Source organism: Nocardioides potassii, assembly GCF_021648885.1.
GTDB lineage: Bacteria > Actinomycetota > Actinomycetes > Propionibacteriales > Nocardioidaceae > Nocardioides > Nocardioides potassii.
This window is the reverse complement of sequence record NZ_JAKJHZ010000005.1, coordinates 711833-726200: the sequence shown is the minus strand read 5'-3', so window position 1 is coordinate 726200 and position 14368 is coordinate 711833. Positions and strand designations below refer to the sequence as shown.

Genomic DNA, 14368 nt, shown 5'->3' with positions numbered 1-14368 from the left:
GGGTGACGGCCCGGGACAGCGCACCAGCAGCGCGCTCCTCCAGCGGGAGCACGGTCGCCGCGGCCACCAGCGTGATGAACGTGGCCACCTACGGCTTCACCATCGTGGCTGCGCGGGTCATCGGGCCCAGCCAGTACGGCGCGTTCGTCGCCTGCCTCAGCCTCCTGATCGTGGTGCAGGTCGTGGCGCTCGGCCTGCAGGCCACGGCCGCTCGCCGCATCGCCGTGGATCGCAGCCAGGTCGCGGCCGTCGAGCACACCATCCTCGCGCTCACCACGAAGGTGGCGCTCGCGGTGGGCCTCGTGCTCTGCCTGCTGATCCCGGCGATCGACGCGCTCCTCAACCTCGACGACCTCGGCACCGCCACGGTGGTCGCCGTCGCGACCGTCCCGTTGACGCTCGCGGGAGGACAGGCCGGCATCCTCCAGGGCGAGCGGCGCTGGGGTGCGCTCTCGTGCTTCCTGCTCGCCCAGGGCGTCCCGCGGCTGCTGGTGGGCACGGCCATCATCCTGTGGCGACCGACCGCGACCAGCGCCATCCTCGGTGTGGCCATCGGCTTCCTCTTCCCGGTCGCCGTGGGCTGGTGGGTGCTGCGCGACCGACGCGTCCCCGAGACCGACGCCCCCGAGCACTCGGCGCGATCGATGCTCAGCGAGAGCATCAGCAACGCCCAGGTGCTGCTGGCCTTCTTCGCCCTCTCCAGCCTCGACGTGGTGCTCGCGCGCCGGGTCCTGCCCGAGCACGACGCCGGGCTCTACGCGGCCGGGCTGATCATGACGAAGGTGATGCTCTTCCTGCCGCAGTTCGTCGTCATCGTCGTGTTCCCCGACATGGCCACGCCGGACAGCCGTCGGCGTGCCCTGCTCCGCAGCCTCCTCGCCATCGGGGCGCTCGGTGTCGTCGCCACCGCGGCGGCACGACTCCTGTCGCCCGTGGCGATGGTGTTCGTCGGTGGTGCGGACTTCGCCGAGGTCGAGGACCTGCTGTGGGTGTTCGCGATGCTCGGCACGGTGCTCGCCATGCTGCAGCTCCAGGTGTACGCCGTCGTGGCGCGACAGGGCCGCCGAGCGGTCCTGCTGGTGTGGGGTGCGCTCGCGGCCCTCGTCGTCCTGGGGCTGACGGCCGACTCGGTCGCAGGCCTGGTCACGGTCGCGGTGGCCGTCGACGCGACACTGCTCGCGGTGCTGACCGTGGTCAGCCTGCGGATCGCACGCCGGTCGGACCCCGTGCCGACGGACGGGGCGGAAGGGAGCGCGGCCGCGGCTCAGTGAGCCGCGTCGTGCCAGCTGCGGCCGGTGCCGATCGACACGTCGAGCGGGACGAGCAGGTCGGCGGCGCCGCCCATCTCCGTGCGCACCAGCTCGGCCAGCGCGTCGCCCTCGCCGGGCGCGACCTCGAACACCAGCTCGTCGTGCACCTGCAGCAGCATCCGTGAGCGGAGCCCCTGGTCGGTGAGCGCGCGCTCGACGCCGAGCATCGCGACCTTGACCAGGTCGGCGGCCGAGCCCTGGATGGGCGCGTTGAGCGCCATCCGCTCGGCCGTGTCGCGTCGCTGGCGGTTGTCGCTCGTGAGGTCGGGCAGGTAGCGGCGGCGACCGAGGATGGTCTCGGTGAAGCCGGACTTCCGCGCCTCGTCGACGATGCCGCCGAGGTAGTCGCGGACCCCACCGAAGGTCTCGAAGTACTCGTCCATCAGCCCGCGTGCCTCGGACGTGTCGATCTTGAGCTGCTGGGACAGGCCGAACGCCGACAACCCGTAGGCCAGTCCGTAGTTCATCGCCTTGATCTTGGCGCGCTGCTCGACGCTCACCGCGTCGGCGTCGACGCCGAACACGCGGGCAGCCGTGATCGAGTGGAAGTCCTGGCCCGACCGGAAGGCCTCGATCAGCAGCGCGTCCTCCGACAGGTGCGCCATGATCCGCATCTCGACCTGGCTGTAGTCGGCCGTCATCAGCGACTCGTTGCCCTCACCGACCACGAACGCCTCGCGGATCCGACGCCCCGCCTCGGTGCGGATCGGGATGTTCTGCAGGTTGGGGTCGGTGCTGGAGAGGCGTCCCGTGGCGGCGATGATCTGGTTGTAGGTGGTGTGGATGCGCCCGTCGGAGGCGACGGTCTTGAGCAGTCCCTCGACCGTCTGGCGCAGCCGGATCACGTCGCGGTGACGCAGCAGGTGCTGGAGGAACGGGTGCTCGGTCTTGTCGTAGAGCGCCTGCAGGGCATCGGCATCGGTCGTGTAGCCGGTCTTCGTCCGCTTGGTCTTCGGCATGTCGAGCTCGTCGAAGAGGACGACCTGCAGCTGCTTGGGCGAGCCGAGGTTGATCTCCTTGCCGATGACGTCGTAGGCGTCGTTGGCCGCAGTGCGGACCTGCTCGCCGAAATCGGACTCGAGGCCCTCGAGGTAGTCGGTGTCCACCGCGATGCCGACCTGCTCCATCCGCACGAGCGTGCCGATCAGGGGCAGCTCGACGTCGCGCAGGAGCTGGGTGCCGCCGTGCTCCTCGACCGCACCGTCCAGGGCATCGGCCAGGTCGAGGACGGCGCGGGCGGTGAGCATCGCGGCGTCGCTCGCGGACGTGTCGTCCATCGCGTCGAAGCTGAGCTGGTCGGCGTCGGCGGTGTCCTGGCGCAGCTCGCGCTTGAGGTAGCGCAGGGTCAGGTCGGCGAGGTCGTAGGAGCGCTGGTCAGGCTGCACGAGGTAGGCGGCGAGAGCGGTGTCGACCACGAGCCCGGCGAGCTGCCAGCCCCGCGCGGCGAGCGCCAGGCTCGGACCGTTGGCGTCGTGGAGGGCCTTGGGACGATCGGGGTCGGCGAGCCACGCGGCGACCGCCGCGTCGTCCTCGGGCCCGATGTCCGCGACGTCGATCCATGCCGCCGTCCCCTCGGAGGTGGCCACCGCCAGGGACACCACCTCGCCGGTGCCGGCCCGCCAGCTGCCCTGGACCGCGACGCCCACGCGCTCGCCCGCCGGGGCGTGCTCGCCGAGCCACGCCGCCGCCTCGCCGGGCCCCAGGCGCCGGCCGTCGAGCTCGAAGCCCGACTCCGCCTCGAGGGTCTCGCCCGGGTCGGGGTCGATGGTCTCGAGCAGCCGGCTGCGCAGCTCGCCGCGGAACTCCAGCTCGTCGAGCAGCTCCAGTCCCTCGGTGCGGTCCCACGGCTGGCGGACGAGGCCGTCCGGACGGACCGGCAGGGCGAGGTCACGGACCAGTGCGTTGAGCCGGCGGTTGCGGATCACGTCACCGAGGTGGGCGCGCAGCGCCTCCCCCTTCTTGCCGGTGATCTCGTCGGCGCGGGCGATGACGTTGTCGAGCCCGTCGAACTGGTTGATCCACTTCGCGGCGTAGCCCTGGCCGACGCCCGGCACACCGGGCAGGTTGTCGGAGGTCTCCCCCACGATCGCCGCGAGCTCGGGGTAGCGGTGCGGCGGGACGCCGTACTTCTCCTCGACGGCGGCCGGGGTGAAGCGGGCCAGCTCGCTCACGCCGCGCAGGGTGTAGAGCACCGTCGAGTCGTCGGTGACGAGCTGGATGGAGTCGCGGTCGCCGGTCATGATCAGGACCTCCATGCCCTCCGCGAGACCCTGCGTGGTGAGCGTGGCGATGATGTCGTCGGCCTCGTAGCCGTCCATCACGAGGTGCTGGATGCGCAGCGCGTCGAGCAGGCGACGGATCAGCGGCAGCTGGCTGCTGAACTCGTCGGGGGTCTTGTTGCGCTTGGCCTTGTAGTCCCCGTACTCCTCGAGCCGAAAGGTCTGGCGCGACTTGTCGAAGGCGACCGCGATGTGGGTCGGCTGCTCGTCGCGGATGACATTGACCAGCATCGAGGTGAAGCCGAAGACCGCGTTGGTGTGCTGGCCGGTGGCCGTGGCGAAGTTCTCCACCGGCAGCGCGAAGAACGCGCGGTAGGCCAGCGAGTGCCCGTCCAGCAGGAGGAGGCGGGGCCGGGTCCGGTCGGTCACGGTGTCACTCTTGTCGGGCACCCGCCGACTCTATCCGTCACCACCGACAGCAGAATGAGGACCATGAGCGAGACCCACGGAACTGCCCCGCAGAGCCTGGCCGACCTGAGCATCGACGAGCTGCTCGCCTTCCTGCCCGAGGGCAACGGCCGCCTCAACGACAAGATGGGCGTCCAGCTCGTCGAGGTCTCCGCCGAGCGCGTGGTCGCCACGATGCCGGTCGAGGGCAACACCCAGCCGTTCGGCCTGCTCCACGGCGGCGCCTCGGTCGTGCTCGCCGAGACGCTCGGTTCGATCGGGTCCGCGATCCACGCCTACCCGCACAAGATCGCCGTCGGCGTCGACATCAACGCCACCCACCACCGCTCGGCGACCTCGGGCCTGGTCACCGGCGTGGCGACCGCGATCCACCTCGGCCGGTCGTCGACGTCGTACGACATCGTCATCACCGACGAGGCGGGCAAGCGGGTCTGCACCTCGCGCATCACGTGCGCGCTGCTCGACGCCCCGGCACCCCGGAGCTAGCGAGGACTCGCCGGGCTCAGCCCGGGACGCGCTCGCGGCGCACGCGGCGCGCGGCCAGCACGCGGTCGATGCGCTGCCGGCTGCCGGTGGCGTGGGCGACCTGGCGTGCCTGCGGCAGCCGGGCCCGTACGGCGCTCGTGGTCGCCGCGCGGAGCATCGCCTGCGGTGCGAAGGACAGCCGTGCCATGAACCGGTTGGCGTCGCGGGCCTCGGCGGCCGCCGCGGTCTGCACGTGGGTGATGCCGCGCTGCTCGGCGAAGCGGCAGGCCGCCTCCATCAGCGCGCTGCCCACTCCCTTGCGACGGAAGCGGGCGAACACGTGCGGGGACACCGCGAGGACGGCCGGCTCGAGGTTGAGCGGCGTGAACGTGGTGGCCTCGAGGTAGACGGCGCCGGCGACCTCACCGTCGACCTCGGCGACCGCGAGGCAGTGGTCCTCGCGCTCGCCCGCGGTCGCGATGACCGTGGAGACGTCGGCGAGCTGCTCGTCGATGCTGCCGCGCCGCAGGATGTCGCCCCAGAGCTCCTGGAGCGACGGGGCGTCCGAGGGCTGTGCTGCTCGTACGGTCACCGGCGTCCGGCTCATCGACCCACCAACCTTCTCGAGTTCCCCGAGGTACGAGCGTGGCCCCCTGCCGTCCTTTCACGGCACCACGACGCGGGCGATGCTATCGCCCGCGCATGCGATCAGGCTACGCCGAGGTAGGCCTCGCGCACCGACGGGTCGTCGAGCAGCTGCGCGCCCGTGCCGGTCTTGACGATGCTGCCGGTCTCGAGGACGTAGGCGCGGTCGCTGCGGGAGAGCGCCTGCTTGGCGTTCTGCTCCACGACGAGGATGGTCGTGCCCTGCTGCGAGATCTCGGTGATGATGTCGAAGATCTGCTGGATCAGCATCGGGGCGAGACCCATCGACGGCTCGTCGAGCATGAGCAGCTTGGGACGCGACATCAGTGCGCGACCGATGGCCAGCATCTGCTGCTCACCTCCCGACATCGTGCCGGCGACCTGCCTCTTGCGCTCCAGGAGCCGCGGGAAGAGGCCGAACACGCGGTCGTAGTCCTCGTCGATCGCGGCCTTGTCCTTGCGGGTGTAGGCGCCCATGTTGAGGTTCTCGGTGACCGTCATGCCCGGGAAGATCCCGCGACCCTCGGGGCACAGCACGAGCCCCTTGCGCAGCCGCTGGTCGGCCCGCAGCTTGGTGACGTCCTCACCGTTGAAGACGACCGAGCCCGCCGACAGCCCGCGCACGCCCGACAGCGCGCGCATGGTCGAGGTCTTGCCGGCCCCGTTGGCACCGATCAGCGAGACGACCTCGCCCTCGTTGACCTCCACGCTGATGCCGTGGAGCGCCTCGATCTTGCCGTAGCTGAGCACGGCGTCCTTCATCTCAAGCAGCATCGTCGGGCTCTCCCAGGTAGGCGGCGATGACCTTCGGGTTGCGGGCGACCTCTTCCGGGGTGCCCTCGGCGATCTTCGAGCCGAACTCCAGCACGACGATCCGGTCGGTGACACCGAGCACGAGCTTCATGTCGTGCTCGATGACCAGCACGGTGTGTCCGAGGTCGCGGATGCGGCGGATGAGGCCCATGAGGTCCTCCTTCTCCGCGGGGTTGAAGCCGGCGGCCGGTTCGTCGAGGCAGATCAGCTCGGGCTCGGTGGCGAGCGCACGGGCGATCTCCAGACGGCGCTGGTAGCCGTAGGGCAGGTTGCGCGCGAGCTCGTGGGCCCGGTCGGCGATGCCGACGAAGCGCAGCAGCTCCATGGAACGACGGCGTCCGGCGCGCTCCTCCAGGGTGTGCCGGCTGACGCCGAACACCTTGGCGAGGCTGCGGCGGATCCCGCTCTCGGGCAGCTCCGCCTCGGTGGGCCGGACGCGGTAGCTGCGGAACAGCACGCCCACGACGCTCGACTTGTGGCGGGCGTCGCAACCGACCATCACGTTCTCGAGCGCGGACATCTCCGGGAAGAGCCGGATGTTCTGGAACGTGCGGGCGATGCCGAGGTGGTTGATCTTGTGCGGCTTGGTGCCGGCGATCTCCTTGCCCTTGAACCGGATCTTGCCCTCGGTCGGGGTGTAGACACCGGTCATCGCGTTGAAGCAGGTGGTCTTGCCGGCACCGTTGGGGCCGATCAGGCCGAGGATCTCGCCGCGGCGGATCTCGAAGTTGACGTCGTTGAGCGCCACGACGCCGCCGAAGCGGAGGGTGACGTGGTCGACCTCGAGCAGGGTCTCGCCGACGGCACCCGACGTCTCGATCTCGATGAGGTCGTGGTCGGAGGTGTCCTCGAGCCCGACGGCCTCGTCGCTGTTCGCGCTGGACGGTGTGGTCAGGTCAGGCATCTGCAGCAGCCTCCTCGGCCTCGTGTCGTCGGTCCTCGAACTCCCTGGCCCTTCGTCTGCTGGGCACGAGGCCCTGCGGACGCAGGATCATCACCAGCACGAGCGCGACGCCGAAGGCGAAGGGGCGCCAGTCCACGAACTCGCGGAATCGCTCGGGCAGGTAGGTGAGGAGGAAGGCGCCGAGGAGCGCGCCGAAGATGTTGCCCGAGCCGCCGATGACCACCATGGCCACGAAGAGGAAGGACAGGTTGACCATGAACGCGTTGGGCTCGACGTACTGCTGCTTGGAGCCGAACAGGAGGCCGGCCAGGCCGCCGAGGGTCGCGCCGATGGCGAAGGCCCACAGCTTGAACTTGAAGCCGGCGACGCCCATCACCGACGCCGCGTCCTCGTCCTCGCGGATCGCGAGCCAGGCACGGCCGACGCGGCTGTGCTCGAGGCGGCGGGCCAGCCAGATGATGAGGATCAGGATCGTCAGCGCCAGCCAGTACCAGCGCTCGGCGTCGATGGTGTTGAAGAACGCGCGCCCGTCGATCTCGGGACCGGGCGGCACCGGCACCTGGGTGATGCCCGCGGCGCCGTTGGTGACGTTGTCGAGGTTGCGGGCGGTGATGCGGATGATCTCACCGAAGCCGAGCGTCACGATGGCGAGGTAGTCACCGCGCAGCCGCAGGGTCGGGGCGCCGAGGAAGACGCCGGCGATCAGCGACATGGTGATCGCGATCGGGATGCAGACCGCGAACGGGACCGCCCACTCCTCCGAGAGGCCGAACTTGCTCTGCATCGCCTGGACGACCGGCGAGTTGGTCGAGCCGAAGAGCGCGATCGAGTAGGCGCCGAGGGCGTAGAACCCGACGTAGCCGAGGTCGAGCAGGCCGGCGAGGCCGATCACGACGTTGAGGCCGACCGCCACGATCATGTAGACGACGACGAGGAACAGCACGCTCGCCCAGTCGGACCCGCTCGAGGTGAGGTCGGTCCGGATGTAGGCGAACGGGAGGATGTTGAGGTAGGGCAGGTAGAACGCGAAGGCGATCACCAGCAGCATGACGGCCCAGCGGACCACCGTGGGTGCACCGTCCCAGCGGTCGCCCAGCCGGAGACCGCGGTAGGCGTCGAGGATCTGGCTCATGCTCGTGCCTTTCCGAGGGATTCACCGAGGATGCCGGTGGGGCGGAACATCAGGACGACGACCAGGACCACGAAGGCGTACACGTTGGTCCAGCTCGAGTCCCAGATGGCGGAGGCGTAGACCTCGACGATGCCGAGGAACAGGCCGCCCACGAGCGCTCCGCGGAGGTTGCCGATGCCGCCGAGCACCGCGGCCGTGAAGGCCTTGAGCCCGATGATGAAGCCGATGTCGAACTTCGTGATGTCGTACTGGACCGTGTAGAGCAGCGCCGCGACGCCGGCCATCGCGCCACCGAGCACGAAGACCAGCATGATCACGCGCTCCTGGTTGACGCCCATGAGCGAGGCGGTGTCGGGGTCCTGCGCGACGGCGCGGACACCGCGACCCAGGCGGCTCTTGTTCACGAAGGCGTCGAGCGCGAGCATCATGACGATGGCGCCGACGATGATCAGGATGCGGGTGTTGCTCACCGCGAGGTCGACACCCGGGATGGTGAAGACGGTCTTGGTCTCGAGGACCGCGGGGATGTTGACGGTCACGCGGCCGAACGGCGGACCGAAGAAGAATCGCAGCACCTGGCCGAAGACCTCGACGAGGACCATCGAGCAGCCGATGCCGGTGATGAGGAAGATGAGGGCCGGCGCGCCCTTCTTGCGAAGGGGCCGGTAGGCGATGCGCTCGACGGCGAGCGCGGTGCCGGCGGAGGCGAGCATGGCCGCCAGCAGGGCCAGCAGCGTGGCTCCGATGACCATCCCGAGTCCGGAGGACGACGTCGCCCCGATGACGGTGTAGACGCCGAGGACGGTCCAGGTGCCCACCATGAACACCTCGGAGTGGGCGAAGTTGATCAGCTTCATGACGCCGTAGACCATCGTGTAGCCGAGCGCGACGAGCGCGTAGATCGACCCACGGGTGATGCCGTCCAACGTGGCACGGTCGAGCCCGTTGATCAGGTTGTCGAAGTCCACTCAGGACCCTCCCAGGCTGAGCCCCTGCCGGGGCCATGGAGCGGGGGCGGCCAAGAGATCGGCCGCCCCCGCGATGGTTGGTGCAGGTGAGACTACTCGGCCGGCTTGACCTCGACCTCGGGCTCGAGGGTGCCACCGTTGTTCTTGTAGGCCCAGTAGGAGACCTGGTCCTGCGGGACGTCGCCGTTCTCGTCGAAGGCGATGGACTTGCTGAGGCCGTCACCGGTGTACCCGTTGACGAACTCGAGCATGGCCGCACGGTCGCGCGCGCCGTCCTCGAGGCCCTTGAGGAACACCGTCATGGCGTCGTAGCCCTCGGCCGCGTAGGCGCCGGGAGCGCCGCCGTAGGCCTTCTCGAAGTCCGAGGCGAAGGTGCTGGACTCGTCGATCGGGGCGCAGGGGCACATCACGATGGCGCCCTCGCCGGCCTCGCCGACGGCGTTGCCGAAGTCTGCGCCGTAGAGGCCGTCACCACCGATGAACGGGGCGTCGATGCCCGCGTCGCGGATCTGCTTGAGCAGCGGGGCCGCCTCGGCGATGTAGCCGCCGTACATGATGGCGTCGGGCTTGGCCGACTCCATCTTGGCGATGGTCGGGGCGAAGTCGGTCTGGCCGACCTCGGTCTTGTCGCGCTGGATCATCGCGTCGCCGAGGGTCTCCTCGACGCGGTCGGCCAGCGGCTCGCCGTAGGCCTCGGAGTTGTCGATGACGAAGACCTTGGTGGCGCCGAGCTCGTCGGTGAGGTACTTCGCGATCGCCGCGCCCTGGTAGTCGTCGTACGGCACGAGGCGGTGGAACACCTCGACCGGGTCGTCCTGGGTCAGGTCGGTCGCGGTCGCCGACTGGCTGATCATCGGGATGCCGCCATCCTGGTAGATGGTCTTGGTCGCGCGGGTCTCACCGGAGAAGGCTCCACCGATGACACCGATGAACGACTCGTCCCCGGCGATCTGGGTCGCGACGGGCGTGGCCTTGGCCGGGTCACCCTCGGTGTCGAAGCGCTCGAGCGAGACCGTGCAGTCACCGCCGTCCCACTGGTCGAGGGCGAGCTCGGCACCGTCGACCGACGGGACCACGATGCTGGCGTTGGGGCCCGACAGGGCGCCCATCGCGGCGATCTTGAAGTTGCAGTCGCCACCGTCGCCACCGTCGCTGCCGCTGCCACCGCCGGTGTCGGTGGTGCCGCAGGCGCCGAGCGCCAGCGTGGCAACGGCGGTCAGAGCGACTGCCTGCCACGTCTTGGTTGAGCGGATCATGGATCCCTCCACAGTTCTGGAATATGGGCTGTCCACCTCGGCAGCCTCGTGGCGGGAACCTAACATCCGCGATGTGGCCCAGAACACGATTGAACGGCCTGCGGGTCACGCCGTTGTCGTTTCGTGACCAACCGGTCTGTACCGGAAACATTCGCGCAACGAGACGTGCTATCAGGACGAGCTCGCGTCGCTCCCGCCGGCGGCCGTGCCGAGGCCCTGCACCCCGTGCTCGACGACCCCGTCGGCCACCTGGCGCATCGAGAGGCGCAGGTCCATCGCGGTCTTCTGGATCCACCGGAAGGCCTCGGTCTCGGTCAGCCCGAGCTTCTCCTGCAGGACGCCCTTGGCGCGGTCGACGGACTTGCGGGTCGCGAGCGACTCCTGCAGGTCGCTGACCTCGCGCTCGAGGACGGTGATCTCCGCGTACCGGCTCACCGCCATCTCGATGGCCGGCACCAGGTCGCCGCGCTGGAACGGCTTGACGAGGTAGGCCATCGCGCCGGCGTCGCGGGCGCGCGACACGAGGTCGCGCTGGGAGAACGCCGTCAGGATCACCACCGGCGCGATCCGCTCGGCCGCGATCGTCTCCGCGGCCGCGATGCCGTCGAGCACGGGCATCTTCACGTCGAGGATGACCAGGTCGGGCCGGAGCTCGCGGGCGAGCTCGATGGCCTTCTGCCCGTCGCCGGCCTGGCCGACGACGTCGTACCCCTCCTCCCCCAGCATCTCGGCGAGGTCCATCCGGATCAGTGCCTCGTCCTCCGCGATCACGACACGTCGTACGGCGTCGGGCGTGGGGCTGGTGTCAGGCTGCGTCACGTCCGAAAGGCTAGTCGGATAGGGTTCCGAGGCCGATTCAGCCCCGGTAGCCCAACGGCAGAGGCGATGGTCTCAAACACCATTCAGTGTGAGTTCGAATCTCACCCGGGGCACCAGGACACCGCGTCGAGCGGTGGCCCACCCACATTCGAGCGCGGCGGAATGTGGCTGAACCACCGCCCGAGGTCGCACATCGGCGGGTCGCTGGCCGGGCGGTGGCCCACCCACATTCGAGCGCGGCGGAATGTGGCTCCGCCACCGCTCATCGCGGCAAGCGGAGCTCAGCCCCGGCGGTAGGCCGGCGCGGCGCCGTTGATGGCGTCACCCATCCGGTGGATGCGGAGCGCGTTGGTCGAGCCGGGGATGCCGGGCGGGCTGCCGGCGATGATGACGACGAGGTCACCCTCCTCGACGCGGCCGATGTCGAGCAGCGCTTCGTCCACCTGCCGCACCATCTCGTCGGTGTGCTCGACGTCGGCACCGAGGAACGTCTCCACGCCCCACGTGAGCGCGAGCTGCGAGCGGGTGCGGGACTCGGGGGTGAAGGCGAGGACCGGGATCGGGCCGCGGTAGCGGGAGAGCCGCTTGGCGGAGTCGCCGCTGACGGTGAAGGCGACGACGTACTTCGCCTCCACGCGCTCGGCCACCTCGGCCGCGGCCTTCGCGATGATGCCGCCGCGGGTGTGCGGCTCCCAGTCGACCTGGGCCATGTGGCTCAGGCCGTGCTCCTCGGTCGACTGCACGATGCGCGCCATCGTCTCGACGGCGACGATGGGGTACTCCCCCACGCTCGTCTCGCCGGACAGCATCACCGCGTCCGCGCCGTCGAGCACGGCGTTGGCGACGTCGCTCGCCTCGGCGCGGGTCGGCGCCGGTGCGCTGATCATGGACTCCAGCATCTGCGTGGCGACGATGACCGGCTTGGCGTTGCGACGGGCCTTGTCGATGATGAGCTTCTGGTGGATCGGCACGTCCTCGAGCGGGCACTCCACGCCGAGGTCGCCACGGGCGACCATGATCCCGTCGAACGCGTCGACGATCTCGTCGATGTTGTCGATCGCCTGCGGCTTCTCGATCTTCGCGATGACCGGGACGAAGATGCCCTCCTCCTTCATCACGGCCCGCACGTCGGCGGCGTCGACCGCGTTGCGCACGAAGCTCAGCGCGATGAAGTCGACCCCGAGGTGCAGCGCCCAGCGCAGGTCCTCGGTGTCCTTGTCGGAGAGCGCCGGCACGGAGACCGCGACGCCCGGGAGGTTGATGCCCTTGTTGTTGGAGACCTTGCCGGGCACGACGACCTCGGTCACGACGTCGGTGTCGTCGACGGAGGTCACCTTCAGGCGGACCTTGCCGTCGTCGATCAGCAGCGGGTCGCCGGGCTTCACGTCGCCGGGCAGTCCCTTGTAGGTCGTGCCGCACTGGTCGACGTCGCCCACGACGTCGCGCGTGGTGATGGTGAAGGTTGCGCCCTTCTTGAGCTTCACCGGCCCGTCGCCGAAGGTCTCCAGCCTGATCTTCGGACCCTGCAGGTCGGCGAAGATGCCGATCGCGTGGCCGGTCTCGTCGGAGGCCTGGCGCACCAGGCGGTAGACCGCCTCGTGGTCGGCGTACGCGCCGTGGCTCATGTTGAGCCGGGCGACGTCCATCCCGGCGTCGACGAGTGCTCGGATGCCCTCGGGGGTGTTCACCGCGGGGCCGAGGGTGCAGACGATCTTGGCTCTACGCACGTACCTCAGCCTAGCGTGTCTTGGATCGTTCCAAGCAAGCCTCGCCCAACACGCGGACGCGCTGTAACGCCGGGTTACGTGCTCTCTCCACCCCGGAGGAAGATAGGGGGAAGAGCACCTAACCCGGCGTTACAGCAGAGTTCGCCGATCAGACGACGAGCGGACGCTCGTGCGGCTTGATGGGCGCGGGGAGCGTGGTGGAGCCGGTGAGGTAGGCGTCCACGGCCGCGGCGGCGCTGCGGCCCTCGGCGATCGCCCAGACGATCAGCGACTGGCCGCGCCCCACGTCGCCGGCGACGAACACGCCCGGGACCGAGGAGGCGTACGACGCGTCGCGCTTGACGTTGCCGCGCTCGTCGAGCTCGACCTCGAGCTGCTCGACGAGTCCGGCCTTCTCCGGGCCGACGAAGCCCATCGCGAGCAGCACCAGCTGAGCGGGGATCTCGCGCTCGCTGCCCTCGACCGGCTGGAACTTCGCGTCCACCTCGACGAGGCGCAGCGCGGCCACGTTGCCGTCGGCGTCGCCGACGAACTCCTGCGTCGAGACGGCGTACACCCGCTCCCCGCCCTCCTCGTGGGCCGAGGAGACCTTGAACGTCATGGGGTACGTCGGCCACGGCTGGCCCGCGGGGCGGTCCTCGCCGGGACGCGGCATGATCTCCAGCTGCGTGATGGAGCGGGCCCCCTGGCGGATGGAGGTGCCGAGGCAGTCCGCTCCGGTGTCGCCGCCGCCGATGATGACGACGTCCTTGCCGGTGGCGAGGATCTGGTCCTGCACCTCCTCGCCGAGCGACGCGCGGTTGCCCTGCGGCAGGAACTCCATCGCCTGGTGGATGCCGCCGAGCTCACGGCCGGTGGCCGGGAGGTCGCGGGCGTGGGTCGCGCCCATCGCCAGCACGACCGCGTCGTAGCGGGCGAGCAGCTGCGGGCCGGTGAAGGACTCGTCGCCCACGGTGACGCCGGCGCGGAAGACCGTGCCCTCGCGGCGCATCTGGTCGAGGCGCCGGTCGAGGTGCTTCTTCTCCATCTTGAACTCGGGGATGCCGTAGCGCAGCAGCCCGCCGATCTTGTCGGCTCGCTCGTAGACCGCGACGGTATGGCCGGCGCGGGTGAGCTGCTGGGCGGCGGCCAGCCCGGCCGGGCCGGAGCCGATCACCGCGACGGTCTTGCCCGACAACCACTCCGGCGGCTGCGGACGGACGTAGCCCGAGCCCCAGGCGCGGTCGATGATCGAGACCTCGACGTTCTTGATCGTGACCGGGTCCTGGTTGATCCCCAGGACGCAGGCGCTCTCGCACGGCGCGGGGCACAGCCGCCCGGTGAACTCCGGGAAGTTGTTGGTCGCGTGGAGCCGGTCCATCGCGCCGTCCCAGTCGTCACGCCAGACCAGGTCGTTCCACTCCGGGATGATGTTGCCCAGCGGGCAGCCCTGGTGGCAGAACGGGATCCCGCAGTCCATGCAGCGGCTGGCCTGCGTGTTGATGATCGGCAGCAGCGCGCGGCCGATGCCGTCGGGGTAGACCTCGTCCCAGTCGTTCACGCGCTCGGCGACCTCGCGGCGCGAGGCGACCTCGCGTCCGTGCTTGAGGAAGCCCTTCGGGTCAGCCATGGTGCCTACCTTCCCGCTGGGTGCCACTTGCTC

At 69.8% G+C, this 14368-nt stretch carries 12 protein-coding genes and 1 tRNA gene; 3 read left to right on the top strand and 10 right to left on the bottom strand.

Annotated elements, in window-relative coordinates; translation table 11 throughout:
- The first annotated feature begins 2 nt into the window (after positions 1-2).
- Complete coding sequence (locus L2K70_RS08040) at positions 3-1271, top strand: lipopolysaccharide biosynthesis protein (protein ID WP_236401087.1); 1269 nt, start codon at positions 3-5, stop codon at positions 1269-1271.
- On the opposite strand, the gene polA is transcribed toward L2K70_RS08040, so the two are convergent.
- Positions 1265-3979: a DNA polymerase I gene (gene polA, locus L2K70_RS08035; RefSeq protein ID WP_236401085.1), complete on the bottom strand. Its 2715-nt coding sequence runs from the start codon at positions 3977-3979 to the stop codon at positions 1265-1267. The two genes, L2K70_RS08040 and polA, sit on opposite strands and share 7 nt — an antisense overlap.
- 42 nt (positions 3980-4021) lie before the next feature.
- On the opposite strand from polA, the gene L2K70_RS08030 reads away from it, so the two are divergent.
- Positions 4022-4483 (top strand): hotdog fold thioesterase, encoded by a 462-nt coding sequence (locus L2K70_RS08030; RefSeq protein ID WP_236401083.1) that lies wholly within the window; start codon positions 4022-4024, stop codon positions 4481-4483.
- A 16-nt stretch (positions 4484-4499) separates the two neighbouring features.
- Here the strand turns inward: L2K70_RS08030 and L2K70_RS08025 are convergent, their stop codons facing one another.
- The 7 genes from L2K70_RS08025 to L2K70_RS07995 form a co-directional block, all read right to left on the bottom strand.
- Positions 4500-5069, bottom strand: coding sequence for a GNAT family N-acetyltransferase (locus tag L2K70_RS08025; protein ID WP_236401081.1), 570 nt, complete (start codon positions 5067-5069; stop codon positions 4500-4502).
- A 101-nt stretch (positions 5070-5170) separates the two neighbouring features.
- Positions 5171-5881 (bottom strand): ABC transporter ATP-binding protein, encoded by a 711-nt coding sequence (locus L2K70_RS08020; protein WP_236401079.1) that lies wholly within the window; start codon positions 5879-5881, stop codon positions 5171-5173.
- Positions 5871-6824, bottom strand: coding sequence for an ABC transporter ATP-binding protein (locus L2K70_RS08015; RefSeq protein ID WP_236401077.1), 954 nt, complete (start codon positions 6822-6824; stop codon positions 5871-5873). The genes L2K70_RS08020 and L2K70_RS08015 overlap by 11 nt, the downstream gene beginning before the upstream one ends.
- Complete coding sequence (locus tag L2K70_RS08010; RefSeq protein WP_236401076.1) at positions 6817-7956, bottom strand: branched-chain amino acid ABC transporter permease; 1140 nt, start codon at positions 7954-7956, stop codon at positions 6817-6819. The genes L2K70_RS08015 and L2K70_RS08010 overlap by 8 nt, the downstream gene beginning before the upstream one ends.
- A complete protein-coding gene (locus tag L2K70_RS08005) occupies positions 7953-8924 on the bottom strand; it encodes a branched-chain amino acid ABC transporter permease (protein WP_236401073.1) in 972 nt (323 codons plus the stop codon). Before L2K70_RS08005 ends, L2K70_RS08010 begins: the two co-directional genes overlap by 4 nt.
- Before the next feature lie 92 nt (positions 8925-9016).
- The gene (locus L2K70_RS08000) at positions 9017-10180 is read right to left on the bottom strand and encodes a branched-chain amino acid ABC transporter substrate-binding protein (RefSeq protein ID WP_236401071.1); all 1164 of its coding nucleotides are present in this window, start codon (positions 10178-10180) and stop codon (positions 9017-9019) included.
- 171 nt (positions 10181-10351) lie between these two features.
- On the bottom strand, positions 10352-10999 hold the full coding sequence (locus tag L2K70_RS07995; RefSeq protein ID WP_308195756.1) for an ANTAR domain-containing response regulator: 648 nt from the start codon (positions 10997-10999) through the stop codon (positions 10352-10354).
- Between the two features lie 40 nt (positions 11000-11039).
- Between L2K70_RS07995 and L2K70_RS07990 the strand changes: the two genes are divergently transcribed.
- A tRNA-Leu gene (locus L2K70_RS07990) sits at positions 11040-11115 on the top strand.
- 165 nt (positions 11116-11280) lie between these two features.
- Here the strand turns inward: L2K70_RS07990 and pyk are convergent.
- A complete protein-coding gene (gene pyk / locus L2K70_RS07985; protein WP_236401069.1) occupies positions 11281-12726 on the bottom strand; it encodes a pyruvate kinase in 1446 nt (481 codons plus the stop codon).
- 148 nt (positions 12727-12874) lie between these two features.
- The gene (locus L2K70_RS07980) at positions 12875-14335 is read right to left on the bottom strand and encodes a glutamate synthase subunit beta (RefSeq protein WP_236401067.1); all 1461 of its coding nucleotides are present in this window, start codon (positions 14333-14335) and stop codon (positions 12875-12877) included.
- Between the last annotated feature and the right edge of the window lie 33 nt (positions 14336-14368).